Raw genomic sequence first — 25,267 nt, forward strand, 5'->3', positions numbered from 1 at the left:
CCGCCTGGTTCCTCGCCGGCCCACGCCGCCCCTGCACTACGCTCGGACGGCATGATCGCGGCCCCTGACCGTACGCCCCTCAGCCGGGACTTCTTCGACCGACCTGTACTGGAGGTCGCCCCGGACCTCCTCGGACGCACCCTGGTCCGCCGCACCCCGGACGGCCCGATCGAACTCCGCCTCACCGAGGTGGAGGCGTACGACGGCGCGAACGATCCCGGCTCCCACGCCTTCCGCGGCCAGACGGCCCGGAACACGGTGATGTTCGGTCCGCCCGGACACGTGTACGTCTACTTCACCTACGGCATGTGGCACTGCATGAACTTCGTGTGCGGCCCGCCGGGCCAGGCGAGCGGGGTCCTGCTCCGGGCCGGCGAGATCACGGAGGGCGCCGAACTCGCCCGCAAACGTCGACTCTCGGCCCGATACGACAAGGAACTGGCCAAAGGACCGGCCCGCCTGGCCACGGCCCTCGGAGTGGACCGCGCCCTCGACGGCGCGGACGCCTGCGGCCCGCCCGACTCCCCGTTCACCATCCTGCGCGGCACCCCCGTCCCCGCCGACCAGGTACGCAAGGGGCCGCGCACCGGAGTCTCGGGCGACGGGGCCGTTCACCCCTGGCGCTTCTGGGTCGCCGACGACCCCACGGTCAGCCCGTATCGGGCCCACACACCACGCCGCCGTTCAACTTGACTCTCCCCCCGCGGGGTCCGTAATGTAGCCCGAGCCGCTGAAACCGGTACGGCTCTCAGCCAGTCACCGGAAGCGGCCAAACCACTACCTACGACTTCCCCCAGCGGGGTCTCTTTCGTCATGCCTGCATGTCGAAATTCGAACCCGCGAATCTCGATTATGAGTTACCGGGGAAATCGGCTAACGTAGCGGTCACGCCGAAAGGCAAAGGCCCTCCAACGGCCACCGGAAATGAAATCCGAACCGGAAACGGAACGGAAAACGGATCTGGTAAGGTTGGAAACGCAAGACCGAAGGGAAGCGCCCGGAGGAAAGCCCGAGAGGGTGAGTACAAAGGAAGCGTCCGTTCCTTGAGAACTCAACAGCGTGCCAAAAATCAACGCCAGATATGTTGATACCCCGTCTCCGGCCATCATGGCTGGGACGAGGTTCCTTTGAAAAAGTCCTGCCGGGCACTGTCCGGTAGGCGCACAGCGAGGACGCTGTGAACCGAGGGATTATTCCTCCCTCTGGTTCCGCTCTCGTGTGTGTCACCCCGATCACGGGGAAACATTCACGGAGAGTTTGATCCTGGCTCAGGACGAACGCTGGCGGCGTGCTTAACACATGCAAGTCGAACGATGAAGCCCTTCGGGGTGGATTAGTGGCGAACGGGTGAGTAACACGTGGGCAATCTGCCCTTCACTCTGGGACAAGCCCTGGAAACGGGGTCTAATACCGGATAACACCCGCCACCGCATGGTGGTGGGTTGAAAGCTCCGGCGGTGAAGGATGAGCCCGCGGCCTATCAGCTTGTTGGTGAGGTAGTGGCTCACCAAGGCGACGACGGGTAGCCGGCCTGAGAGGGCGACCGGCCACACTGGGACTGAGACACGGCCCAGACTCCTACGGGAGGCAGCAGTGGGGAATATTGCACAATGGGCGAAAGCCTGATGCAGCGACGCCGCGTGAGGGATGACGGCCTTCGGGTTGTAAACCTCTTTCAGCAGGGAAGAAGCGAAAGTGACGGTACCTGCAGAAGAAGCGCCGGCTAACTACGTGCCAGCAGCCGCGGTAATACGTAGGGCGCAAGCGTTGTCCGGAATTATTGGGCGTAAAGAGCTCGTAGGCGGCTTGTCACGTCGATTGTGAAAGCTCGGGGCTTAACCCCGAGTCTGCAGTCGATACGGGCTAGCTAGAGTGTGGTAGGGGAGATCGGAATTCCTGGTGTAGCGGTGAAATGCGCAGATATCAGGAGGAACACCGGTGGCGAAGGCGGATCTCTGGGCCATTACTGACGCTGAGGAGCGAAAGCGTGGGGAGCGAACAGGATTAGATACCCTGGTAGTCCACGCCGTAAACGGTGGGAACTAGGTGTTGGCGACATTCCACGTCGTCGGTGCCGCAGCTAACGCATTAAGTTCCCCGCCTGGGGAGTACGGCCGCAAGGCTAAAACTCAAAGGAATTGACGGGGGCCCGCACAAGCAGCGGAGCATGTGGCTTAATTCGACGCAACGCGAAGAACCTTACCAAGGCTTGACATACACCGGAAAGCATTAGAGATAGTGCCCCCCTTGTGGTCGGTGTACAGGTGGTGCATGGCTGTCGTCAGCTCGTGTCGTGAGATGTTGGGTTAAGTCCCGCAACGAGCGCAACCCTTGTTCTGTGTTGCCAGCATGCCCTTCGGGGTGATGGGGACTCACAGGAGACCGCCGGGGTCAACTCGGAGGAAGGTGGGGACGACGTCAAGTCATCATGCCCCTTATGTCTTGGGCTGCACACGTGCTACAATGGCCGATACAATGAGCTGCGATACCGCAAGGTGGAGCGAATCTCAAAAAGTCGGTCTCAGTTCGGATTGGGGTCTGCAACTCGACCCCATGAAGTTGGAGTTGCTAGTAATCGCAGATCAGCATTGCTGCGGTGAATACGTTCCCGGGCCTTGTACACACCGCCCGTCACGTCACGAAAGTCGGTAACACCCGAAGCCGGTGGCCCAACCCCTTGTGGGAGGGAGCTGTCGAAGGTGGGACTGGCGATTGGGACGAAGTCGTAACAAGGTAGCCGTACCGGAAGGTGCGGCTGGATCACCTCCTTTCTAAGGAGCATCTAGGCCGCCAAGCTTGCTTGGTGGTCCAGGGCCATTACGTCGGCAAACGTTCGACGGTGGTTGCTCATGGGTGGAACGTTGATTATTCGGCACACTTGATTGTCTTCTCCTTCTAGTACTGCTCTTCGGAGCGTGGAACGTCGAGGGAAGCGGGAAGAGTGTCGGGCACGCTGTTGGGTGTCTGAAGGTACGGCCGCAAGGTCGCCTTCAGTGCCGGCCCCAGTGCACTCGAACTACTGGTTCGGGGTGATGGGTGGTTGGTCGTTGTTTGAGAACTGCACAGTGGACGCGAGCATCTGTGGCCAAGTTTTTAAGGGCGCACGGTGGATGCCTTGGCACCAGGAACCGATGAAGGACGTGGGAGGCCACGATAGTCCCCGGGGAGTCGTCAACCAGGCTTTGATCCGGGGGTTTCCGAATGGGGAAACCCGGCAGTCGTCATGGGCTGTCACCCGCTGCTGAACACATAGGCAGTGTGGAGGGAACGCGGGGAAGTGAAACATCTCAGTACCCGCAGGAAGAGAAAACAACCGTGATTCCGGGAGTAGTGGCGAGCGAAACTGGATGAGGCCAAACCTCAAACGTGTGAGACCCGGCAGGGGTTGCGTTTGGGGGGTTGTGGGATCTCTCTTCTGTCGTCTGCCGGCGACAGGACGAGTCAGAAACCGTTGATGTAGGCGAAGGACATGCGAAAGGTCCGGCGTAGAGGGTAAGACCCCCGTAGTCGAAACATCAGCGGCTCGTTTGAGAGACACCCAAGTAGCACGGGGCCCGAGAAATCCCGTGTGAATCTGGCGGGACCACCCGTTAAGCCTAAATATTCCCTGGTGACCGATAGCGGATAGTACCGTGAGGGAATGGTGAAAAGTACCGCGGGAGCGGAGTGAAATAGTACCTGAAACCGTGTGCCTACAAGCCGTGGGAGCGTCGGGCGAGCACTTGTGCTTGCCTCGTGACTGCGTGCCTTTTGAAGAATGAGCCTGCGAGTTTGCGGTGTGTTGCGAGGTTAACCCGTGTGGGGAAGCCGTAGCGAAAGCGAGTCCGAACAGGGCGTTTCAGTAGCACGCTCAAGACCCGAAGCGGAGTGATCTAGCCATGGGCAGGTTGAAGCGGAGGTAAGACTTCGTGGAGGACCGAACCCACCAGGGTTGAAAACCTGGGGGATGACCTGTGGTTAGGGGTGAAAGGCCAATCAAACTCCGTGATAGCTGGTTCTCCCCGAAATGCATTTAGGTGCAGCGTCGTGTGTTTCTTGCCGGAGGTAGAGCACTGGATAGGCGATGGGCCCTACCGGGTTACTGACCTTAGCCAAACTCCGAATGCCGGTAAGTGAGAGCACGGCAGTGAGACTGTGGGGGATAAGCTCCATGGTCGAGAGGGAAACAGCCCAGAGCATCGACTAAGGCCCCTAAGCGTACGCTAAGTGGGAAAGGATGTGGAGTCGCAGAGACAACCAGGAGGTTGGCTTAGAAGCAGCCACCCTTGAAAGAGTGCGTAATAGCTCACTGGTCTAGTGATTCCGCGCCGACAATGTAGCGGGGCTCAAGCGTACCGCCGAAGTCGTGTCATTGCAGCAATAGGGCCAACGCCCGCTGTGATGGGTAGGGGAGCGTCGTGTGCCGGGTGAAGCAGCGCCGGAAGGTAGTTGTGGACGGTTCACGAGTGAGAATGCAGGCATGAGTAGCGATACAAACGTGAGAAACGTTTGCGCCGATTGACTAAGGGTTCCTGGGTCAAGCTGATCTGCCCAGGGTAAGTCGGGACCTAAGGCGAGGCCGACAGGCGTAGTCGATGGATAACCGGTTGATATTCCGGTACCCGCTGTGAAGCGTCAAACATCGAGCATCGTGATGCTAAGGCCGTGAAGCCGCCGTCCTCGTCTTTGACGTGGTTCGGAGTGGTGGAGCCGCCGGCCCAAGCGGTTAGTAGGTGAGTGATGGGGTGACGCAGGAAGGTAGTCCATCCCGGGCGGTGGTTGTCCCGGGGTAAGGGTGTAGGCCGGTGTGTAGGTAAATCCGCACACCGTTAAGGCTGAGACCTGATGCCGAGCCGATTGTGGTGAAGTGGATGATCCTATGCTGTCGAGAAAAGCCTCTAGCGAGTTTCATGGCGGCCCGTACCCTAAACCGACTCAGGTGGTCAGGTAGAGAATACCGAGGCGTTCGGGTGAACTATGGTTAAGGAACTCGGCAAAATGCCCCCGTAACTTCGGGAGAAGGGGGGCCATTCCTGGTGATGAGTCTTGCACTCTGAGCTGGGGGTGGCCGCAGAGACCAGCGAGAAGCGACTGTTTACTAAAAACACAGGTCCGTGCGAAGCCGTAAGGCGATGTATACGGACTGACGCCTGCCCGGTGCTGGAACGTTAAGGGGACCGGTTAGTCAGGATTCGTCCTGGCGAAGCTGAGAACTTAAGCGCCAGTAAACGGCGGTGGTAACTATAACCATCCTAAGGTAGCGAAATTCCTTGTCGGGTAAGTTCCGACCTGCACGAATGGCGTAACGACTTCTCGACTGTCTCAACCATAGGCCCGGTGAAATTGCACTACGAGTAAAGATGCTCGTTTCGCGCAGAAGGACGGAAAGACCCCGGGACCTTTACTACAGTTTGATATTGGTGTTCGGTTCGGCTTGTGTAGGATAGGTGGGAGACTTTGAAGCGGCCACGCCAGTGGTTGTGGAGTCGTCGTTGAAATACCACTCTGGTCGTGCTGGATGTCTAACCTCGGTCCGTGATCCGGATCAGGGACAGTGTCTGATGGGTAGTTTAACTGGGGCGGTTGCCTCCCAAAGGGTAACGGAGGCGCCCAAAGGTTCCCTCAGCCTGGTTGGTAATCAGGTGTTGAGTGTAAGTGCACAAGGGAGCTTGACTGTGAGACCGACGGGTCGAGCAGGGACGAAAGTCGGGACTAGTGATCCGGCGGTGGCTTGTGGAAGCGCCGTCGCTCAACGGATAAAAGGTACCCCGGGGATAACAGGCTGATCTTCCCCAAGAGTCCATATCGACGGGATGGTTTGGCACCTCGATGTCGGCTCGTCGCATCCTGGGGCTGGAGTCGGTCCCAAGGGTTGGGCTGTTCGCCCATTAAAGCGGTACGCGAGCTGGGTTTAGAACGTCGTGAGACAGTTCGGTCCCTATCCTCTGTGCGCGCAGGAATATTGAGAAGGGCTGTCCCTAGTACGAGAGGACCGGGACGGACGAACCTCTGGTGTGCCAGTTGTTCTGCCAAGGGCATGGCTGGTTGGCTACGTTCGGGAGGGATAACCGCTGAAAGCATCTAAGCGGGAAGCCTGCTTCGAGATGAGTATTCCCACCCACTTGATGGGGTAAGGCTCCCAGTAGACGACTGGGTTGATAGGCCAGATCTGGAAGCACCGCAAGGTGTGGAGGTGACTGGTACTAATAGGCCGAGGGCTTGTCCTCAGTTGCTCGCGTCCACTGTGTTGGTTCTCAGACAACGAACGGTTGTGCTGGCTGAACAGTTTCACTACTTAATTGAAGAGTGTGCTTGTTCGCTGCCCTGTTCTGGTTCCCATTCTCAGGAATGGGACAACTGATAGGGTTTCGGTGGTCATAGCGTGAGGGAAACGCCCGGTTACATTCCGAACCCGGAAGCTAAGCCTCACAGCGCCGATGGTACTGCAGGGGGGACCCTGTGGGAGAGTAGGACGCCGCCGAACAATTTTTGGAGGACCCTTTGGTCCCAGCGTTCACGCTGGGACCAAAGGGTCCTTTTTTGTTTTGCCGAAGCGCGCCGGTCGGCCGGCTGCGCGAGAATGACTGCGGTACCGAAGACGAGGAGTCACCGATGTCCCCCAACTCTCCCGACGAGCGACCGGAGCGCGATCAGCGCCGCCGGGACAGTGGTGACCGCGGCGGAAACCGCGGGCGGGACGACAACCGCGGTGGTGGCGGTGGCGGCTTCCGTGGACGTCGGGATGACCGGCCGTCCTACGGTGACCGTGACCGGGATCGTGGGCCGCGTCGTGACGGTGACCGTGACCGGCCGCCGTTCCGCCGTGACGACCGTCGGGACGACCGGCGTGACGATCGCCGCGATGACCGTCGGGACGACCGGCGTGGTGAGCGTCGTGATGACCGCCCGTCGTACGGGGACCGTGGTGGTTTCCGTGGGCGGGACGACAACCGTGGTGGTGGCGGTGGCGGCTTCCGTGGACGTCGGGATGACCGGCCCTCGTACGGTGACCGTGATCGGGATCGTGGGCCGCGTCGTGACGGTGACCGGGACCGGCCGCCGTTCCGCCGTGACGACCGTCGGGACGACCGGCGTGATGACCGTCGGGACGAGCGTCCGTCGTACGGGGACCGTGGTGGTTTCCGTGGGCGGGACGACAACCGCGGTGGTGGCGGTGGCGGCTTCCGTGGACGTCGGGATGACCGGCCGTCCTACGGTGACCGCGACCGGGACCGTGGGGACCGGCCCTCGTTCCGCCGTGACGATCGGCGCGATGACCGCCGTGATGAGCGTCGGGACGAGCGTCCGTCGTACGGGGACCGTGGTGGTTTCCGTGGGCGGGACGACAACCGTGGTGGTGGCGGGTTCCGCGATCGTCGGGACGACCGGGCGCCGCGTTCGTACGGTGACCGCGACCGTGACCGGGATCGTGGGCCGCGTCGTGACGGTGACCGGGACCGGCCGGCGTTCCGCCGTGACGACCGGCGCGATGACCGGCGCGATGACCGTCGGGACGAGCGTCCGTCGTACGGGGACCGTGGTGGCTTCCGTGGGCGTGACGACAACCGTGGGCGTGGGCCGCGTCGGGACGACCGGGGCGGGCGTCCCGGTGGGTTCCGTGGGCGCGATGACCGGCGTGACGACCGTCGGGACGACCGGCGTGGCGGCGGTGGCCGGTTCCGTGACGAGCGGGACCGCGACCGGGAGCCGATCAAGCGGCTGCCGATCCCCGAGGACGTCACCGGGCACGAGATCGACAAGGACGTGCAGCAGGAGCTCCAGTCCCTGCCGAAGGGGCTCGCGGAGGACGTCGCCAAGAACCTGGTGATGGTCGCCCGGCTCATCGACGAGGACCCCGAGGGTGCCTACGGCTACTCCAAGGTCGCGCTGCGGCTCGCCTCGCGCGTCGCCGCCGTCCGTGAGGCCGCCGGTTTCGCCGCGTACGCGAACCAGAAGTACAGCGAGGCGCTGGCCGAGTTCCGTGCCGCGCGTCGGATGACCGGCAACATCGAGCTGTGGCCCGTCATGGCCGACTGCGAGCGTGGGCTCGGGCGGCCGGAGAAGGCGCTCGACATGGCCGGTGCGCCCGAGGTGCAGAAGCTCGACAAGGCCGGACAGGTCGAGATGCGGCTCGTCGCGGCCGGTGCGCGCCGTGACATGGGGCAGCTGGACGCGGCCATCGTGACGCTGCAGAGCCCCGAGCTGGCCTCGAACTCCGTACAGCCGTGGACCGCGCGGCTGCGCTACGCGTACGCCGACGCGCTGCTGGCCGTCGGGCGTGAGGGCGAGGCGCGCGAGTGGTTCGCCAAGGCCGTCGAGGCCGACAAGGACGGCAGCACGGACGCCTCCGACCGGCTGGCGGAGATGGACGGCGTCGACTTCGTGGACGCGTTCGACGACAGCGAGGACGACGGTGCCGAGGCGGCGGAGCCGGCGCGTGCGGACGACGAGCACGGCGACAGCGGCGACAGCGCTGACGGCGAGGACGACCGGGACGTGAAGTAGGTCGCGTAGTAGGTAGGCCTCGGCCTGGGCGGGCGGGTTCCCTTCGGGGAGCCCGCCCGTTCGTCGTTTCCGGCTGGTGCTCAGTCCGTGAGGTCGGTCAGGGTGCGCAGGACCAGGCCCGTGGCCGGCTTCGGGCCGAAGGACGTGGACTTGCGGGGCATGGTGACGCCCTGCCGGGCCAGTTCCCGTACGACTTCCTCGCGGACGGGGTGCATGAGGACGGCCGTGCCGCCGTCGCGGCGGGCCTTGGCGACCGTCGCCGCCGTGTCGTGGATGTACGAGATCTCGGCGGGGGAGTCCTCGCGGATGTGCCAGACGTGGCCGAGGAGCGTCGAGTGGAGCACGGTCGCGTCCAGGGTGCGCCAGGCCTGCGGGCGGTTCGCCGGGACCGTGCGGTCCAGGAGCGCGGGGTCCGGCCGGTCGAGCAGGTGGTACGTGTCCTCGGGGCCGCCGGCGAGCAGGAACGCGTTGCCCGCCGACGCCGCCTCGGCCAGTTCCTCCATCGCGTGGGTGAGGGGGCCCGGGATCTCGCGGACGCGGAAGTGGGTGCGGGCCGCCGCCAGGGCCTCGTCGAGCGGGAGCCGGTTCAGGAGGCGGTGGATGGCGCGGACGCGCAGCGGGTAGCGGGCCGTGTCGACGAGGAGGACCAGGCCGTAGTCCCACGGGGTGGGGCCGGAGTGCTCGGAGCGGAGCCGGAGATAGGTCGCCCAGCGGTGGTGGCCGTCGGCGATCAGGGCCTGGTGGGTGGCGAGATCGGCTTGGATCCGCTGCTGTTCGGCCGGGTCGGTGATCGCCCAGAGGCGGTGCGCGAAGCCGTCCTCGGTGGTGGTGGCCAGGAGCGGGGCGCCCTGGACGGTGCGCTCGATGACGGCCGTCGCGCCGGTCGCCCGGCCGTTGCCCCGGTAGGTCAGGAGCAGCGGTTCGAGGTTCGCCGCGGCGGTGCGCATCAGGCCCGCGCGCTCCTCGACGACGTGCGGCATGACGTCCTCGTGGGGCAGGACGACGCCCTCGGACGGCTCGGACAGGCGCAGGGCGCCGATCAGGCCGCGCTGGAGGAGGTCCCCGCCGCGCTGCTCGTAGACGTAGAGCGCCGGTTCGGCGTCGGGGGCGAGGACGCCCTCGGCGAGCCAGCGGCGCAGGGTGGCGGCCGCCTGGTCGTTGCGGGACTGCGGGCCGGCCGCGGGGCCCGCCTGCGGCAGGATCAGGCGGACGATGTTGTGCGGGTCCGCGCTCTGGAGCTCCAGCAGGCCGTCGGGGCGGACCACGACGTCGTACGGGGGTGAGGTCACGGCGGCGAGGCTGCCTACCCGTTCCGGGACGTACCGCACTCCGCGGAAGGGGATCAGGTCGAGGCCGCCGTCACCTGCAGTGTTCATCCGTGCATCGTACGAGTGTCAGAGGCGTGGGGGATGATCGGGGGAGTGAGTTCGAGCGAGGAGCGATACGGGATGAGCCAGAGTGCGAGCGGGGCGGCCGAGGGCGTTTTCCGGGGGCGGCCCGCGGGCAGCGCGCGGGCGTTGAGCGAGGCGTACGACACGGCGCTGCTCGATCTCGACGGGGTGGTGTACGCGGGGGGCCAGGCGATCGCGCACGCCGTGGAGTCGCTGGCGGTGGCACGGTCCGGGGGGATGGCGCTGGCGTACGTGACGAACAACGCGCTGCGGACGCCCGGGGCGGTCGCCGAGCATCTGACGGAGCTCGGGATCCCGACGGGGGCGGACGATGTGATCACGTCGGCGCAGGCGGTGGCGCGGCTCATCAGTGAGCAGGTGCCGGCCGGGTCGCGGATCCTCGTGATCGGCGGGGAGGGGCTGCGGGTCGCGCTGCGCGAGCGGGGGCTCGTGCCGGTCGACTCGGCGGACGAGGACCCTGCGGCGGTGGTGCAGGGGTACGGGGGGCCGGAGCTGGCCTGGGGGCGGTTCGCCGAGGCCTGTTACGCGATCGCGCGCGGAGTGCCGTGGTACGCGTCGAACACGGACCTGACGATTCCGAGCGCGCGGGGCATCGCGCCGGGGAACGGGGCGGCGGTCGAGGTCGTGCGGATCGCGACGGGGGCGGAGCCTCAGGTCGCGGGGAAGCCGTTGCCGCCGATGCACCGGGAGACGATCCTGCGGACCGGGGCACGGACGCCGCTCGTGGTGGGGGACCGGCTCGACACGGACATCGAGGGGGCGTTCAACGGGGGTGTGGACTCGTTGCTGGTGCTGACCGGGGTGACGGACGGTGCGGGATTGCTGGCCGCGCCGCCCCGGCACCGGCCCACGTATGTGGACGTGGATCTGCGGGGGATGCTGACCGGGCAGCCGGAGGTCGTCGCGTCGGGGGACGGGTTCTCCTGTGGCGGGTGGACCGCGGTGGCGGGGGAGCGGGAGTTGGAGCTGAGCGGGGAGGGTTCGGCGATCGACGGGTTGAGAGCGCTCTGTGGGGCGGCCTGGAGTGCGGGCGGCGACGGGGAGTGCGGGCTGGACTCGGGGAAGGCGTTGGCCCGGGCCGGGCTCGGGTGACGGTCGGGCCGTGCACCTCCAGAACCTCCGGGTGGCAGGGTAGGCTAACCTAACCTTCGTGTTGGTTGACAGTCCTTCAGGAAGCCGTGCGGGGGTCGTTGCCGCCCCCGTGCCGCCGCGCCCAGGGCGCCGTACCGCGATCCGTACGGCCGGGCTGCTCGTGTCGCTGGTCGTGCTGGCCGCCGTGCTCGTGGCCAGCATCGCGATCGGGGCCAAGCCGCTCTCGGTCGAGCAGGTCTGGCACGGGCTGTTCCAGGACACCGGGCGGTACGCCGATGTCGTCGTCGGGGAGCGGATCTCGCGCACGCTGCTCGGGCTGCTCGCCGGGGCCGCGCTCGGGCTCGCGGGCGCGGTGCTGCAGGCACTGACCCGCAACCCGCTCGCCGACCCCGGCATTCTCGGCATCAACATGGGCGCGTCCGCCGCCGTCGTCACCGCCATCAGCTTCTTCGGCGTGACCTCGCTGAGCGGCTACGTCTGGTTCGCCTTCGTCGGAGCCGCCGCCGTCGGCGCCCTCGTCTACGTCCTCGGCGGCACCCGCAACGCGACACCCGTACGGCTCGCGCTCGCCGGCACCGCCGTCACCGCCGCGCTCTCCGGCTACCTCTACGCCGTGATGATCAGCGACGACATGGCGCTCAACCGGATGCGGTTCTGGCAGGTCGGCTCGCTGGCCACCGCCACCATGGGCACCGTCCGGCAGGTCCTGCCGTTCATCGTCGTCGGCATCCTCGTCGCGCTCGCCCTGGCCCGGCCGCTCAACGCCATGGCCATGGGCGACGACACCGCCCGCGCGCTCGGCGCCCGCCTCGGCCGCACCCGCGCCCTGAGCATGGGCGCCGCGACCCTGCTGTGCGGGGCCGCCACCGCCGCCTGCGGGCCCATCGTCTTCGTCGGCCTGATGGTGCCGCACATCGTGCGCTCGTTCACCGGCCCCGACATGCGCTGGATCCTGCCCTACGCGGCGCTCCTGTCGCCGGTGCTGCTGCTCGGCGCCGACGTCGTCGGCCGGATCGTCGCGCGCCCCGCCGAGCTCCAGGTCGGCATCGTCACCGCCGTGCTCGGCGCGCCCGTGTTCATCCTCCTCGTACGACGCCGGAAGTTGGCCCAGCTGTGAAGGCGACAGAAGCGAAGCGTCCCGGGACGCGTGCGATACGGACCCCGGGCGGGCTCTCCGTCCGCGTCGGCCTGCGGTCCACCGTCGTCGTGGTGCTGCTCGTGGTGGCCGCGCTCGCCGCGGCCGTCGTGCTCATCGGCACCGGCGACTTCGCGATCCCGGCCGCCGACGTGCTGCGGACGCTGGCCGGACAGGGTGACCCGGGGCAGGAGTTCATCATCAACGACCTGCGGTTGCCGCGGGTCCTCGTCGGCCTGCTGGTCGGCGGCGCGCTCGGCTTGTCCGGAGCGCTGTTCCAGTCCATCTCGCGCAACCCGCTGGGCAGCCCCGACGTGCTCGGGCTCGGGCAGGGCTCGACCGCCGGCGCCCTCGTGATGATCGTCGTCTTCGGCGGGAGCGCCACCCAGGTCGCGTTCGGCGCGCTGGTCGGCGGACTCGTCACCGGCGCCGCCATTTACGTACTGGCGTGGAAGCGGGGCGTGCACGGGTACCGGCTCGTGCTCGTCGGCATCGGCGTCTCCGCGTTCGTCACCGCCGTCAACGGCTATCTGCTCACGAAGGCCGACTTCGTCGACGCGGCCCGCGCCACCGTCTGGATGACCGGCTCGCTCAACGGGCGCGACTGGGCGCAGGTCTGGCCGTTGCTCGCGCTGTTCGCCGTCCTCGTGCCGCTCGTCGCCGTGTACGCGCGGCCGCTGCGGATGCTGGAGATGGGCGACGACGCGGCCGGCGCGCTCGGCATTCGCGTCGAGCGGACCCGGCTCGTCCTGCTCGTCGCCTCCGTCTTCCTCACGGCGGCCGCCACCGCCGCCGCCGGCCCCGTCGTCTTCGTGGCGCTCACCGCCCCGCAGATCGCCCGCCGGCTGACCCGCTCGCCCGGACCGAACCTGATGGCCGCCACCTGGCTCGGCGCCACCGTGCTGATCGTCGCCGACCTGGCCTCGCAGCGGGCCTTCGGCGCCGACCAGCTGCCCGTCGGCGTGGTCACCGGTGTCGTGGGCGGCGGCTATCTGCTGTGGCTGCTGGTCACCGAGCGCAAGGCGGGCCGGATATGAGCGACGCGACCGCGCGCGGCCCCCGTACGAATCGAAGGAGCACCTCTGTGAACAGGCTGTCCGCCGACGCCGTGACCCTCGGCTACGACCAGCGGGTCATCGCCGAGCAGCTGTCCGTCGAGATACCCGACCACTCCTTCACGGTGATCGTGGGCCCCAACGCCTGCGGCAAGTCCACCCTGCTGCGCGCCCTGTCCCGGATGCTGAAGCCGAGCGCCGGTCGGGTGCTGCTCGACGGCCAGGTCATCCAGTCGATGCCCGCCAAGAAGGTCGCCAAGACGCTCGGGCTGCTGCCCCAGTCGTCCGTGGCGCCCGACGGCATCACCGTCGGCGACCTCGTCGCCCGCGGCCGCTACCCGCACCAGGGCCTGCTGCGCCAGTGGTCGGCGGAGGACGAGCGGGTCGTCCGCGAGTCCATGGAGTCCACGGGCGTCGCCGAGCTCGCCGACCGGTACGTCGACGAACTGTCCGGCGGTCAGCGCCAGCGCGTGTGGATCGCCATGGCACTCGCCCAGCAGACCCCGCTGCTGCTGCTCGACGAGCCCACCACCTACCTCGACATCCAGCACCAGATCGACGTCCTCGACCTGTGCGCCGAGCTGCACGAGGAGCAGGGCCGCACGCTCGTCGCCGTCCTGCACGACCTGAACCACGCCGCCCGGTACGCGACGCACCTCATCGCGCTGCGCGGGGGCGAGGTGATCGCCGAGGGGGCGCCGAAGGAGATCGTCACGGCCGAGCTCGTGGAGCGGCTCTTCGGGATGAAGTGCCAGGTCATCGATGATCCGGAGACCGGTACGCCGCTGGTGGTGCCCGCCGCGCGCAAGGCGCGCAAGCAGGTGGCTACAGCAGCGTCCTGAGGCGCAGCAGATCGCGGAACGAGGCCTCCAGGCGGACCCGGCCGGAGGCCCACGCCTTCGCGAAGTTCAGCTCGCCGTCCACCATCGCCACCAGGTCGTCGCCCGACATCGCGAGGCGGATCTGCGCCTTCTCCGCAGGCGGTCCGGGGCGGGTGTCGAGCACCACGATCCGGCCGTCCTGGAGTCGGCCGGAAAACGTCACGTCCAGGTCGGTGATGCGGCAGCTCAGCGAGCGGTCGAGCGCGGCAGCCGCCCGCACGTCGCCGTCGGCGCGCGTCATGCTCTCGGAGAGTCTTTCGAGTGCGGCGCGGCACTCCTCGATCGTGGCCATCGCGATCGACGGTACACCGGGGCTTCGCGGTAGCGTCGGGGCATGAGCGAGACCCCCGCCGAAGCCCCCGCCGCGGCCGCTGCCGAAGCCCCGGCCGAAGCCCAGGCCGCCGGACCGGAGCCGTCGTACGAGCCCGCGGCCCCCGCCCCGCTCGGCATCGGGCGCACCCCGACCGGGCACGCCGAGGTGGACGCCCAGCTGGACCGGCTCGCCGACGTGGACCACCTCGCGGCCGACGGGCACGCCGAGGTGTACGAGGATGTACACCAGGGCCTGCGCTCCGCGCTCACCGCGCTCGACGCACGACCCGTACCGTCCCCGCACTCCCACCCGTCTCCCGACCACCGCCCCTGAACGAGGCCCTTTGGGCCACCCCCTGATTGGAGCTGAACCGACCGTGGCAGGTGTGGCACGTCGCCGCCTCGACGCCGAACTCGTCCGCCGCAAGCTGGCCCGCTCGCGCGAGCACGCCAGCCAGCTGATCGCCGCGGGGCGGGTCACCGTCGGCAAGACCGTCGCGACCAAGCCCGCGACCCAGGTGGAGACGGCCGCCGCGATCGTCGTCGCCCAGGACGACGGCGACCCCGAGTACGTCTCGCGCGGCGGGCACAAGCTCGCGGGCGCCTTCGCCGCGTTCGTCCCGCAGGGGCTCGTCGTCGAGGGGCGCCGGGCGCTGGACGCGGGCGCGTCCACCGGCGGTTTCACCGACGTGCTGCTGCGCGCCGGCGCCGCCCACGTCGTCGCCGTCGACGTCGGGTACGGGCAGCTCGCCTGGTCCCTGCAGAGCGACGAGCGCGTCACCGTCAAGGACCGTACGAACGTACGCGAGTTGACGCTGGAGACCATCGACGACGTCCCCGTGGACCTCGTCGTCGGCGACTTGTCGTTCATCCCGCTCGGCCTCGTGCTGCCCGCGCTCGTGCGCTGCGCCGCGCCGGACGCCGACCTCGTGCTCATGGTCAAGCCGCAGTTCGAGGTGGGCAAGGAACGGCTCGGCAGCGGCGGCGTCGTACGCAGCACGGAGCTGCGCGCCGACGCTGTGAAGGGCGTCGCCGGTCAGGCCTGGAAGCTGGGGCTCGGCGTGCGTGGCGTGACTGCGAGCCCGCTGCCCGGCCCGTCCGGGAACGTCGAGTACTTTCTGTGGCTGCGTGCCGGGGCGCCCGAACTGGACCCGGCCGACGTTGACCGTGCAGTGGCGGAGGGGCCGCGTTGACACAGACCCGAGCTCGTACTGTTTTCCTGCTCGCGCACACCGGACGGCCCGCGGCCATCCGCAGCGCGGAACTCGTGGTGCAGGGGCTGCTGCGCAGTGGCCTCGGCGTACGGGTCCTGGAGGCGGAGGCGGCCGATCTGCCGCTGCCGCCCGAGGTGGAGCTGGTGAAGGAGGCCACGCCGTCCTGCCTCGACGCGTGCGAGCTGCTCATCGTCCTCGGCGGTGACGGGACGCTGTTGCGCGGCGCCGAGTTCGCGCGGGCGTCCGGGGTGCCGATGCTCGGGGTGAACCTGGGGCGCGTCGGCTTCCTCGCCGAGGCCGAGCGCGACGACCTGGACAAGGTCGTCGACCGGGTCGTCACCCGGGAGTACGAGGTCGAGGAGCGCATGACGATCGACGTCGAGGTGCACCGCAACGGGGACGTCGTGCACCGGGACTGGGCGCTCAACGAGGCCGCCGTGCAGAAGATCGAGCCCGAGCGGATGCTCGAGGTCGTCCTGGAGATCGACGGCCGGCCCGTGACGGGGTTCGGCTGCGACGGCATCGTGTGCGCGACGCCGACCGGTTCGACCGCGTACGCGTTCTCGGCGGGCGGGCCCGTGGTGTGGCCCGAGGTCGAGGCGCTGCTGATGGTGCCGATCAGCGCGCACGCCCTGTTCGCCAAGCCGCTGATCACGTCGCCGGACTCGGTGCTCGCGGTCGAGGTGCAGCAGCACACGCCGCACGGGGTGCTGTGGTGCGACGGGCGGCGGACCCTCGAACTGCCCGCGGGCGCGCGGGTCGAGGTGCGGCGGGGAGCCGTGCCGGTGCGGCTCGCGCGGCTGCACCACGCGGTGTTCACGGACCGCCTCGTCGCCAAGTTCGCGCTGCCGGTGGCGGGCTGGCGCGGGGCGCCCCACTAGCACTCGGCCGGGCGCCGGCCCAGCCCGGCGCCCGCGCGGCCCTGCCCAGGCTCGGGCCGGTGCCCGCTCGGCACCGCGCCCGCTCAGCCCGGCGTCGGCCCAACCCGGCGCCCGCTCGGCCCTGCCCAGGCTCAACCTGGCGCCCGCTCAGCCCGGCGCCCGCTCGGCACCGCGTCGGCTCAGCCCCGCACGGCGTCGATCGCCCGGCCCCGTACTGCCACGCCCACCGGCACCCCCGTCGACGTCGCCGTGAGGGCCACCGTGGCCAGGGCGATCGCCGCCGCCACCGCCCACGGGACGTACGGGAGCGGGGAGCCGAAGGTCGTCGTCAGGATGGGGGCGAGGGTGGCCAGGGCGATGGCCGTGCCCAGGAGGAGGGCCGTCGCCGTCACCACCAGCGCCTCCCAGAAGGCCATCGCGTGGAGCTGGCGGCGCTGCGAGCCGACCACGCGGAGCAGGGCCAGGTCACGGCGCCGCTCCAGGGAGATCATGGCCAGCGTGTTGGCGGAGGCGATGGCGGCGAAGCACGCATAGAGGCCCGTGCCCATGGCGTCGAGCCACACCTCCCCGGGGCTGCCGGCGGAGCCCGTGACGTGGTGGGCCGTGGTGCGCAGCGCGATCTTCGTGAGGCCGAACCCGACGACGAGCACGAGCGGGACGACGGCGGCGGCGAAGCGGCGCGGCTGCGCGCGGACGTTCAGCACCGCCAGACGCGCGCTCGGCCCGAAGCGGCCGACGGACGCCGAGACCGCCCAGGCCACCGGGCCGATGAGCCGCGGCCCGAGCAGTCCCGCCCCCACGCAGAAGAGGATCAGGACCAGGAAGGCGCCCGCGTTCGCGTCCTGCGGTGCCTGCTTCGACAGCAGGACGGAGAGGACGGCCGCGCCCGCGATGGCGAGGACCCCCAGCGGCGCCCGCAGCGGGCCGAGGCCGGGGCGGCCCGTCGCCGCCTCCGAGAGGGCCCTGGCCGGGCGCAGGCGGGAGAAGCGGAGCGAGCACAGGAACGCGGCGAGCGTGGAGGTGACCACCGCCACCGCCAGGCAGACCGGGAGGGCGAGCCAGGAGAAGCGGTAGGGGACCGACGCCGGGATCAGACCGTGGTCGACCATGCCGTGGAACCAGAACGGGGCCAGCAGCCCGCCGCCCAGCGCGCACCCGGCCGACGCCGCCGGCACCGCCGCGGCCAGCGCCTGGAGCACCACCGCCCGGCGCACCTGGCCCGGACGGGCCCCGATCGCGCGGACCAGGGCCAGCTCGCGGTGCTGCTGCGTCACCGCCGTCCCCATCGTCGCCGCGACCACGAAGATCGACATGTAGACAGAACCGATCAGAAGGACCGCGGCGATGTCACCGACGCCGTTCGCCGTGAGGATGCGGCGGTCCGCCGCGGAGACGCCGGACGCGCTCGTGGCCGTGAGGACCGTCGTCGAGGAGCTCACGACCGCCGCCGCGAAGAGCGCGGCCACCGCCGTGCCCACGAACGCCGGACGGTGGGCCCTCAGGGCGGCGCGCGCCAGTCTCGTACCGATCACGGGACCAGCGTGGGCCCTCGGCCCGGGGCGGCGCCATGGTGCGGCCCCGAGGGAAGGAACGGGGGACAACCCCACCGCCCCGGCCCCGCGCACGGGCACTCGCACGGGTGACAGGGCTCCCGCGCCACCTGCTGGTTCGGGCCTGTGAGCGAGGGCCCGTCGCACAGGTGGCCCCCGACCTCGTAAGGTCGTGTCCGTGTTGGAGGAGATGCGGATACGGTCGCTGGGAGTCATCGACGACGCGGTGGTGGAGCTTTCGCCCGGATTCACCGCGGTGACCGGTGAGACCGGAGCGGGCAAGACCATGGTCGTCACGAGCCTCGGGCTGCTGCTCGGCGGCCGCGCCGACCCTGCGCTCGTGCGGATCGGTGCCAAGAACGCGGTGGTGGAGGGGCGCGTCGCCGTCCCCGCCGGTTCGGCCGCGCTGGCCCGCGCCGAGGAGGCCGGGGCCGAGCTCGACGACGGGGTGCTCCTGCTCAGCCGGACCGTCTCGGCGGAGGGACGCTCGCGGGCGCACCTGGGCGGCCGGTCCGTCCCGGTGGGCGTGCTCGGCGAACTCGCCGACGAACTCGTCGCGGTGCACGGCCAGACCGACCAGCAGGGACTGCTCAAGCTCGGGCGGCAGCGCCAGGCGCTCGACCGGTACGCCGGGGACGCCGTCGCGGGCCCGCTCGCCGAGTACCGGGGCGTCTACAAGCGGCTCAAGAAGGTCAGCGCCGAGCTCGACGAGATCACCACCCGCGCCCGCGAACGGGCCCAGGAGGCCGATCTGCTGCGCTTCGGGCTCGACGAGATCGCCGCCGTGGAACCGCGCGCGGGCGAGGACGTCGAGCTGGCCGAGGAGGCCTCCCGGCTCGGCCACGCCGAAGGGCTCGCCTCCGCCGCCGCGGCCGCGCACGCCGCGCTGGCCGGCAACCCCGAGGACCCCGAGGGCGTCGACGCGCAGACTCTGGTCGGCGGCGCGCACCGGGCCCTGGAGGCCGTCCGCTCCCACGACCCGGCGCTCGGCGCGCTCGCCGAGCGGATCGGCGAGGTGCAGATCCTGCTCACCGACGTCGCCGCCGAACTCGCCGGGTACGCCGACGACCTGGACGCCGACCCGCTGCGCCTCGCGGCCGTCGAGGAGCGGCGCGCCGCGCTCACCCAGCTGACCCGCAAGTACGGCGAGGACGTCGCGGGCGTCCTCGCGTGGGCCGAGTCGAGCGCCGCCCGGCTGCTCGAACTCGACGGGGACGACGAGCGCATCGGCGAACTCACCGCCGAACGCGCCTCGCTGCGCGGCGAACTCGGCGATCTGGCCCAGGAGCTGACCCGGGCCCGCGCCGAGGCCGCGTCCCGGTTCGCCGATGCCGTCACCGAGGAGCTCGCCTCGCTCGCGATGCCGCACGCCCGGGTCTCCTTCGACATCCGGCAGACCGACACCGACGGCCCCGACGGCGTCGAGGTCGACGGGCGCACCGTCGTGTGCGGACCCACCGGCGTCGACGAGGTCGAGCTGCTGCTCGCCCCGCACCCCGGCGCCCCGCCCCGGCCCATCGCGAAGGGCGCGTCCGGCGGTGAGCTGTCGCGCGTGATGCTCGCCGTCGAGGTCGTCTTCGCGGGCACCGACCCCGTGCCCACGTACCTCTTCGACGAGGTCGACGCGGGCGTCGGCGGCAAGGCGGCCGTCGAGATCGGCCGCAGGCTCGCCAAGCTCGCCCGGACCGCCCAGGTGGTCGTGGTCACGCACCTGCCGCAGGTCGCGGCGTTCGCCGACCGGCAGCTCCTCGTGGAGAAGACGAACGACGGATCGGTGACCCGGTCCGGCGTCACCGTCCTCGAAGGGGAGGACCGGGTACGGGAGTTGTCGCGGATGCTCGCCGGCCAGGAGGACTCCCAGACGGCGCGCGCCCACGCCGAGGAACTCCTCGAAGCGGCCCGGGCGGACGCCTGAGCCCGACGCGGGCGGCAGGCCCCGGGGTGACCGGATGACCGAGTTCAGCCGGAGCCTGCGGGCCGCCGCCCTCGCCGCCGGTGTCACCCGCGCCGCCGCCACCGTCCTGCGCCGCACCCGCGCGGGCGCCGCCCTGGAGCGCGAGAACCACGCGGGCCGCACCGTCGACCTGTGCGCGGGCCCCGCCACGGCCGCGGGGATCGCCGCCGGTGTCCTCGCCGGGCCGCCCGGCACCCGCGCCGCCGCACTCGTCGCCGTCCTCGCGGCCGGCGCCTGCGGGGGCTACGACGACGTGGCGGGGGCGGACGACCCGCGGCGCGGATTCCGCGCCCACCTCGGCGCGCTCCGCGACGGCGAACTCACCAGCGGCGCCGTCAAGTTGTTCGGGATCTCGGCCGCGGGACTGGTCGCGGGCGCCCTCCTCAAGGAGCGGACCGTGGACCGGGTGCTCGCCGGAGTCGTCGTCGCCGGCACCGCGCACCTCCTCAACCTCGTCGACGTACGCCCCGGACGCGCCGCCCAGGCGGCCCTCGTGCTCGGCGCCCCCGGGCTGCTCCGCGGACCGCTCGCCGCCGCGCCGATGGCCGTGGCGGCGGCCGTGCTCCCCGACGACCTCGCCGAACGCGGCATGCTCGGCGACTGCGGCGCCCACGCGCTGGGCGCCGCGCTCGGTGTGGCCGTCGTCGCCGGAAACGGCCGGGCCGGACTGGTCGCGCACGCCGCCGGACTCGTCGCCGCGACCGTCCGCGGGGACCGGATCAGCGACTTCGTACGGGACACGGCCCGGTAGACCGACTCACCCGTGCGGGTGGTCCGGTGCGCCGTGTTGCCCACGTCGTCGCGGTAGGGGACCGTGACCCGTGCCGCAACGTCCGTACGGACTGGCATCCTTGGGCCCGAGCCCCGGCCGTCCCCGGCGTGCGCACCCCGACCGAACCGTCCCGAGCGGGCCCGGAACGCCCCCGGACCACCCCCGGACCGAGAAGAATCGAACCGAACCGATCCGACCCGAACCCGTCCGCCCCGAACCGATCCGAACCGACCAGGAGCCCGGCCGCGTGAGCCACGTGAGCAGCCACCCCGCGCACGGCCCTTCCTCCCTGCGCACCGTGCAGGTGCTGGGCGGCGGCAGCGCGGGCAGCAGCGCCCATGTCCGGTCGCTGACGGCGGGACTGGTCGCCCGCGGGCTGCGCGTCACGGTCTGCGCCCCGGCCGAGACCGAGCACGCGTACGGGTTCGGCGCGGTCGGCGCGCACCATCTGCCGGTGCCCCGCAGCAGCGACCCGGCCGCCGTCGCCGCACTCCGCGTCGCCTGCGCCGACGCCGACCTCGTGCACGCCCACGGGCTGAACGCCGCCCTGCGCGCCTCGCTCGCCCTCAGCGGCCGCCGCGTCCCGCTCGTCGTCACCTGGCACACCCGGCCGCACGCCGAGGGCGCCCGCGCCCGGCTGCTCAAGGTCCTCGAACGGCGGGTGGCCCGCGCCGCGTCCGTCGTGCTCGGCACCTCCTCCGAACTCGTCGACCGGGCCCGGGCGCGCGGCGCCCGGGACGCCCGGCTCGCCGCGATCTCCTTCCCGCCGCCGCCCCGGCCCGCCGACGGCGAGGAGGACGACGCCGAGCGCGCCCGGCTCAAGACCCGGGCCGAACTCGGCGCGGTGGACCGCCCGTTGCTCATGGCCGTCGGCAGCCTGCGCCGCGAGCGCGGCCACGACCTGCTGCTCGACGCGGCCCACGCCTGGCTCGACCTCGACCCCCTGCCGCTGCTCGTCATCGCGGGCGAGGGGCCGGGGCGGGCGGCGCTGCAACGGCGCATCGAGCGGGAAGGGCTGCCGGTGCGGCTCGTCGGGCGCCGCGACGACGTGGCCGAACTGCTGACGGCCGCCGATGTCGCGCTGCTGCCCGGCAGTCCGGAGTCCCGCCCGCTGCTCGCGCAGGAGGCCCTCCACTCCCGGGTCCCGCTCGTCGCGGCCCGCGCCGGCGGCGTCCCCGAACTCGTCGGCGAAGCCGCCGAGTTGGTGCCGCCCGGTGACGCGCCCGCACTCGCCCGCGCCGTCGTCCGGCTGCTGGGCGACCCCGGGCGCCGGGCCGAACTGCGGGACCTCGGCACCGCGCAGGCCGCCTCGTGGCCGTCCGAGGATGCCACCGTCGCCCAAGTGCTCAGCGTCTACGACGAGTTGACCGGGCGCTCCGCGAGCGGGGGCTGAGCGGTCAGGGGGTGAGGTGCCGGCGGGCGCGCAGGGCCAGGCTCAGGGCGAGCACCGTCTGCGGGTCGTCCAGGTCCGTGCCGAGCAGCTCCCCGATGCGGGCCAGCCGGTTGTAGAGCGTCTGCCGGTTCAGGTGCAGCTCGCGCGCCGTCTCCGCCTTGCGCCCCGCGTGCGCCAGATAGGTCTGCAGCGTGGGCAGCAGCGGCGGCTTCGCCCGCCGGTCGTGCTCCTGCAGCGGCCCGATCGCCCGCTCGACGAAAGCGGCCAGGTCCCGGTGGTCCCGCAGCCGCCACAGCAGCAGGTCGATGTCCAGGCGCCGCGCGTCGTACCAGGGCCGGTCGTCCAGGCCCTGCGCGGCCGTCGCCGTCTCCGCCGCGTGCCGCAGCCCCGCGGCCGCCGCCGCCCAGCCGCCCGCGCCGCCGACCACCACGACCGGCGGCTGCGTGCCCGCCCGCAGCATCCCGGCCCGCTCCACCCCGGCCCGCAGCGCCGCCGCGACCCGGTCCGCGACCGCCGTGCGCTCCGACTCCGACCGCAGCCCGAGCAGCAGCGGCACCCGCCCCTCGACCGGCCGCACACCGAGCAGCACCGGCACCCCGACCGAGGCCAGCTCCTCCGACACGGCCCGCGCGAGCACCGCCCAGCCGCCCCCGGGGGACAGGCCCACCGAACCCACCGACGCCTCCGGCAGCCGCATCACCACGGGCAGCAGCGGGCCCTGCCCGGCCGGCTTGAAGCCGAGGACCCGGGCCTGCGCCGGGGCGTCCTCCGGCGTGATCCGGCCCTCCGCGAGATCCGTGAGGAAGTCACCGCGTCCCCGCGCCGCCAGTTCCTCCTCCTGCCGCGCCTGCATCAGCACCACGGCCAGCGAGCCCGCGGCCCGCTCGGCGGCGATCCGGTGCACCGGGGCGAGCGCCCCCGCGACCGGCAGCAGCACCAGCCGGGCCCGCACCGAACCGGCGCCCGGCCCGCCGCCCGGCACGTCCACCAGGACGGCACCGGCGGGCGGCGCCTCCTTGTGCGCGCCCCGCATGCCCTCCCACACCTGCAGCGGATCGGCGACGTCGTCCGTCACCCCGGCCGCGTACAGGAGCTGTCCGTCCACGGTCTCCAGGAACACCGGGTTCCGGGAGAAACCGGCGAGGATCCGCAGAACCTGGGGCACCCCGCCGCCGCCGAGCAGCGCCTCGGTGCAGCGCCGGTGCACCTCCTCGGCGCGCTGGAGCAGCGCGTAGTGCCCGTTGACGATCTCGGTGTGGATCTCCTCCGTGACGGTCACGAACGGCACCTCGCGGTGCAGCTGCACCAGCGGCAGACCCGCCGCGCGCGCCGTCTCCACGAGCGCGGCGGGCAGCCGCACGAAGCGCTGGCCCAGCTCGATGACGAGCGCCGCGATGCCGCGCTCGGCCAGCTTGCGGACGAAGGCGCGCTGCTCGGCGGGCCGGGTGCCGATGCCGAAGCCCGTGGTCAGGAGCAGCTCGCCGCCCTTGAGCAGGGACGCGATGTTCGGCACTTCGCCCGCGTGCACCCAGCGCACGGGCCGCTGCAGGCGCTCGGCGCCCGCGATCACCTCGGGGAGGCCGCCCCGCAGGCCGGGCAGTTCCAGCGCACGCTGCACCGTGACGCCGGCGCTCTGGCTGTCGAATCCGCTGTCCATGCAGCGGACGCTACCTGCGCGAATGCCGTGAGCACACCTCCCGGTGACGTACGGGCGGGGGAGCGGGGTCCGGCCGGCTCAGCCCGGCTTGATGTTGTGGTTGAAGCGGAACACGTTGTCCGGGTCGTACTCCCGTTTCAGCGCGGAGAGCCGCCGGGTGTTCTCGGCACCCAGGCCCGCCACCACGCGCTCCTCGCCCTCGTCACCGATGAAGTTGAGGTACACGTCACCGGTGGCCCAGGGCCGGGCCGCCGCGCGGACGTCCTTGACCCACTGGATGTTGTGCTCGTCGTCGGCCGGGTCCTCCCAGGCCGCGAACGGGTGCATGCCCCACGGGGCGTCCCGGTAGGGCACCGGGAACTCGGACGGACCGTCGGCGACGGCCCCGCCCTCTGGGAACAGGACGTGGAGCGTGCCGCTCGGCACCGGCATGGCGGCCGCGCCGGCGCAGAAGACGTCCGCGTAGTCGTCCGGCAGGCCCTTCAGGTACTCCGCCGACCAGTAGTTCCGCAGCCCGGGCGGATCGTCGAGCATGCACTGGACGTCCGCGTAGGGCAGCTGCGCGACGATCTCCACCTCGTGCGGCAGGGCGAGCAGCGGCTGCGCGAGCTTGCGCAGATCCTCCTCGGTCCCCGCGTACGTGATCAGCGCGCCGCACAGCAGCTTGCCGACCAGTTGGGGCGGCATGAACTCCTCGGGCTGGCCGGTCAGGTAGATCACTCCGCCGCCGGCCTCCACCGGGCCCGCCTCGATGACGTCGCGGTACGTGCGCACGACGTCGGGGCCGAACTCGGGCAGGCAGAACATCATCGCGATGGAGAACGCGGGCAGCTCGTGCAGGCGCAGCGTGAGCGAGGTGGCGACACCGAAGTTCCCGCCGCCGCCGTGCAGGCCCCAGAACAGCTCCGGGTTCTCCTCCGCGCTCGTGCGGACCTTGGTGCCGTCAGCCGTGACGAGCTCGGCGCCCAGCAGATTGTCCGTGGCCAGGCCCCACAGGCGCTCCAGCCAGCCGCTGCCGCCGCCGAGCACGAACCCGCCGACCCCCGTCGTCGAGACCCGGCCGCCGGTGGTGGCGAGGTCGTACGGCTGGCAGGCGCGGTCGAGTTCGCTCATCGTGGCGCCGCCGGCGACCTGTACCGCCATGGCGCCGGGGTGGACGGTGACCGCCCGCATGTGACGCAGGTCGACGACCAGGCCGCCGTCGTTCAGCGACATGCCGGCCACACTGTGCCCGCCGCCGCGCACCGCGATGGGAAGGTCCACTTCACGGCCGAAGCGGACGGCCCGCACGACGTCGTCGGCGTCCACGCACTGGGCTATGACCGCCGGACGGCGGTCGATCATCGAGTTGTAGAGCACACGGGCCTCGTCGTAGCCCGCGTCCCCCGGGGCGAACACGTCGCCGACCAGATCCTCGCGCAGCGCGGCAAGCGCCGCGCCCGCCTTCGTCGGGGTAGCCATGGGGCGCCCCCTTC

At 70.6% G+C, this 25,267-nt stretch carries 18 protein-coding genes and 3 rRNA genes; 15 read left to right on the forward strand and 6 right to left on the reverse strand.

Translation table 11 applies throughout. From position 1 onward, the window contains the following. Positions 1 to 51 precede the first annotated feature (51 nt). The 4 genes from IAG42_RS27885 (at position 52) to rrf (ending at position 6,463) form a co-directional block, all read left to right on the forward strand. Positions 52 to 693: a DNA-3-methyladenine glycosylase gene (locus IAG42_RS27885; protein WP_188339711.1), complete on the forward strand. Its 642-nt coding sequence runs from the start codon at positions 52 to 54 to the stop codon at positions 691 to 693. 552 nt (positions 694 to 1,245) lie between these two features. Next, positions 1,246 to 2,771, forward strand: a 16S ribosomal RNA gene (locus tag IAG42_RS27890). 312 nt (positions 2,772 to 3,083) lie between these two features. After that, positions 3,084 to 6,206: ribosomal RNA gene (locus tag IAG42_RS27895) — 23S ribosomal RNA — on the forward strand. 140 nt (positions 6,207 to 6,346) lie between these two features. Continuing rightward, a 5S ribosomal RNA gene (gene rrf / locus IAG42_RS27900) occupies positions 6,347 to 6,463 on the forward strand. Together the 16S, 23S and 5S rRNA genes form the textbook arrangement of a ribosomal RNA operon. Before the next feature lie 122 nt (positions 6,464 to 6,585). On the opposite strand, the gene IAG42_RS38110 is transcribed toward rrf, so the two are convergent. Continuing rightward, on the reverse strand, positions 6,586 to 7,728 hold the full coding sequence (locus tag IAG42_RS38110) for a hypothetical protein (RefSeq protein ID WP_223206474.1): 1,143 nt from the start codon (positions 7,726 to 7,728) through the stop codon (positions 6,586 to 6,588). Here IAG42_RS38110 and IAG42_RS38115 point away from each other — a divergent pair. Further along, entirely contained in the window at positions 7,699 to 8,484 is a 786-nt protein-coding gene (locus IAG42_RS38115; RefSeq protein ID WP_223206446.1) for a tetratricopeptide repeat protein, read from the forward strand. The genes IAG42_RS38110 and IAG42_RS38115 overlap by 30 nt on opposite strands. A gap of 80 nt (positions 8,485 to 8,564) precedes the next feature. Here IAG42_RS38115 and IAG42_RS27910 read toward each other — a convergent pair whose 3' ends face one another. Next, on the reverse strand, positions 8,565 to 9,860 hold the full coding sequence (locus tag IAG42_RS27910; RefSeq protein WP_188339712.1) for a DUF1015 domain-containing protein: 1,296 nt from the start codon (positions 9,858 to 9,860) through the stop codon (positions 8,565 to 8,567). A gap of 72 nt (positions 9,861 to 9,932) precedes the next feature. On the opposite strand from IAG42_RS27910, the gene IAG42_RS27915 reads away from it, so the two are divergent. The 4 genes from IAG42_RS27915 to IAG42_RS27930 are packed head-to-tail and all read left to right on the forward strand — an operon-like array spanning position 9,933 to position 14,020. After that, entirely contained in the window at positions 9,933 to 10,988 is a 1,056-nt protein-coding gene (locus IAG42_RS27915; protein ID WP_223206188.1) for an HAD-IIA family hydrolase, read from the forward strand. A 58-nt stretch (positions 10,989 to 11,046) separates the two neighbouring features. Beyond that, positions 11,047 to 12,105 carry a FecCD family ABC transporter permease gene (locus IAG42_RS27920; RefSeq protein ID WP_188339714.1) on the forward strand — a complete coding sequence of 353 codons (1,059 nt, stop codon included), beginning with the start codon at positions 11,047 to 11,049 and terminating at the stop codon, positions 12,103 to 12,105. Beyond that, the gene (locus IAG42_RS27925; protein ID WP_188339715.1) at positions 12,102 to 13,160 is read left to right on the forward strand and encodes a FecCD family ABC transporter permease; all 1,059 of its coding nucleotides are present in this window, start codon (positions 12,102 to 12,104) and stop codon (positions 13,158 to 13,160) included. Before IAG42_RS27920 ends, IAG42_RS27925 begins: the two co-directional genes overlap by 4 nt. Then, entirely contained in the window at positions 13,157 to 14,020 is an 864-nt protein-coding gene (locus IAG42_RS27930) for an ABC transporter ATP-binding protein (protein ID WP_188339716.1), read from the forward strand. Before IAG42_RS27925 ends, IAG42_RS27930 begins: the two co-directional genes overlap by 4 nt. Here IAG42_RS27930 and IAG42_RS27935 read toward each other — a convergent pair. Next, complete coding sequence (locus IAG42_RS27935; RefSeq protein WP_188339717.1) at positions 14,004 to 14,351, reverse strand: SCP2 sterol-binding domain-containing protein; 348 nt, start codon at positions 14,349 to 14,351, stop codon at positions 14,004 to 14,006. The genes IAG42_RS27930 and IAG42_RS27935 overlap by 17 nt on opposite strands. Before the next feature lie 42 nt (positions 14,352 to 14,393). Here IAG42_RS27935 and IAG42_RS27940 point away from each other — a divergent pair, with 42 nt between their 5' ends. The 3 genes from IAG42_RS27940 to IAG42_RS27950 are packed head-to-tail and all read left to right on the forward strand — an operon-like array spanning position 14,394 to position 16,466. Then, positions 14,394 to 14,705, forward strand: a complete 312-nt coding sequence (locus IAG42_RS27940; protein ID WP_188339718.1) for a hypothetical protein — start codon at positions 14,394 to 14,396, stop codon at positions 14,703 to 14,705. A gap of 43 nt (positions 14,706 to 14,748) precedes the next feature. Further along, complete coding sequence (locus IAG42_RS27945) at positions 14,749 to 15,564, forward strand: TlyA family RNA methyltransferase (RefSeq protein WP_188339719.1); 816 nt, start codon at positions 14,749 to 14,751, stop codon at positions 15,562 to 15,564. Further along, on the forward strand, positions 15,561 to 16,466 hold the full coding sequence (locus tag IAG42_RS27950; RefSeq protein WP_188339720.1) for an NAD kinase: 906 nt from the start codon (positions 15,561 to 15,563) through the stop codon (positions 16,464 to 16,466). Before IAG42_RS27945 ends, IAG42_RS27950 begins: the two co-directional genes overlap by 4 nt. A 179-nt stretch (positions 16,467 to 16,645) precedes the next feature. Here the strand turns inward: IAG42_RS27950 and IAG42_RS27955 are convergent, their stop codons facing one another. Further along, positions 16,646 to 17,998, reverse strand: coding sequence for an FtsX-like permease family protein (locus IAG42_RS27955; RefSeq protein WP_223206190.1), 1,353 nt, complete (start codon positions 17,996 to 17,998; stop codon positions 16,646 to 16,648). A gap of 208 nt (positions 17,999 to 18,206) precedes the next feature. Here IAG42_RS27955 and recN point away from each other — a divergent pair, with 208 nt between their 5' ends. The 3 genes from recN (at position 18,207) to IAG42_RS27970 (ending at position 22,135) form a co-directional block, all read left to right on the forward strand. Next, entirely contained in the window at positions 18,207 to 19,931 is a 1,725-nt protein-coding gene (gene recN, locus IAG42_RS27960; protein ID WP_188341647.1) for a DNA repair protein RecN, read from the forward strand. 34 nt (positions 19,932 to 19,965) lie between these two features. Beyond that, positions 19,966 to 20,721: a hypothetical protein gene (locus IAG42_RS27965; RefSeq protein WP_188339722.1), complete on the forward strand. Its 756-nt coding sequence runs from the start codon at positions 19,966 to 19,968 to the stop codon at positions 20,719 to 20,721. A gap of 268 nt (positions 20,722 to 20,989) precedes the next feature. After that, positions 20,990 to 22,135, forward strand: a complete 1,146-nt coding sequence (locus IAG42_RS27970) for a glycosyltransferase family 4 protein (protein ID WP_188339723.1) — start codon at positions 20,990 to 20,992, stop codon at positions 22,133 to 22,135. A gap of 4 nt (positions 22,136 to 22,139) precedes the next feature. Here IAG42_RS27970 and IAG42_RS27975 read toward each other — a convergent pair whose 3' ends face one another. Both IAG42_RS27975 and IAG42_RS27980 read right to left on the reverse strand, forming a co-directional pair. Then, positions 22,140 to 23,792 (reverse strand): PucR family transcriptional regulator, encoded by a 1,653-nt coding sequence (locus tag IAG42_RS27975; protein ID WP_188339724.1) that lies wholly within the window; start codon positions 23,790 to 23,792, stop codon positions 22,140 to 22,142. 78 nt (positions 23,793 to 23,870) lie between these two features. Next, positions 23,871 to 25,253, reverse strand: coding sequence for an FAD-binding oxidoreductase (locus tag IAG42_RS27980; RefSeq protein WP_188339725.1), 1,383 nt, complete (start codon positions 25,251 to 25,253; stop codon positions 23,871 to 23,873). Between the last annotated feature and the right edge of the window lie 14 nt (positions 25,254 to 25,267).

Origin of the sequence: Streptomyces xanthii (assembly GCF_014621695.1) — a bacterium.
Lineage (GTDB): Bacteria > Actinomycetota > Actinomycetes > Streptomycetales > Streptomycetaceae > Streptomyces > Streptomyces xanthii.

What these genes read in the sequence shown, in the direction of transcription:
- IAG42_RS27885 (WP_188339711.1), top strand. Translation starts at nt 52, where the DNA reads ATGATCGCGGCCCCTGACCGTACGCCCCTCAGCCGGGACTTCTTCGAC.
- IAG42_RS27910 (WP_188339712.1), bottom strand. Translation starts at nt 9,860, where the DNA reads ATGAACACTGCAGGTGACGGCGGCCTCGACCTGATCCCCTTCCGCGGA.
- IAG42_RS27915 (WP_223206188.1), top strand. Translation starts at nt 9,933, where the DNA reads ATGAGCCAGAGTGCGAGCGGGGCGGCCGAGGGCGTTTTCCGGGGGCGG.
- IAG42_RS27930 (WP_188339716.1), top strand. Translation starts at nt 13,157, where the DNA reads ATGAGCGACGCGACCGCGCGCGGCCCCCGTACGAATCGAAGGAGCACC.
- IAG42_RS27935 (WP_188339717.1), bottom strand. Translation starts at nt 14,351, where the DNA reads ATGGCCACGATCGAGGAGTGCCGCGCCGCACTCGAAAGACTCTCCGAG.
- IAG42_RS27940 (WP_188339718.1), top strand. Translation starts at nt 14,394, where the DNA reads ATGAGCGAGACCCCCGCCGAAGCCCCCGCCGCGGCCGCTGCCGAAGCC.
- recN (WP_188341647.1), top strand. Translation starts at nt 18,207, where the DNA reads ATGCGGATACGGTCGCTGGGAGTCATCGACGACGCGGTGGTGGAGCTT.
- IAG42_RS27965 (WP_188339722.1), top strand. Translation starts at nt 19,966, where the DNA reads ATGACCGAGTTCAGCCGGAGCCTGCGGGCCGCCGCCCTCGCCGCCGGT.
- IAG42_RS27975 (WP_188339724.1), bottom strand. Translation starts at nt 23,792, where the DNA reads ATGGACAGCGGATTCGACAGCCAGAGCGCCGGCGTCACGGTGCAGCGT.
- IAG42_RS27980 (WP_188339725.1), bottom strand. Translation starts at nt 25,253, where the DNA reads ATGGCTACCCCGACGAAGGCGGGCGCGGCGCTTGCCGCGCTGCGCGAG.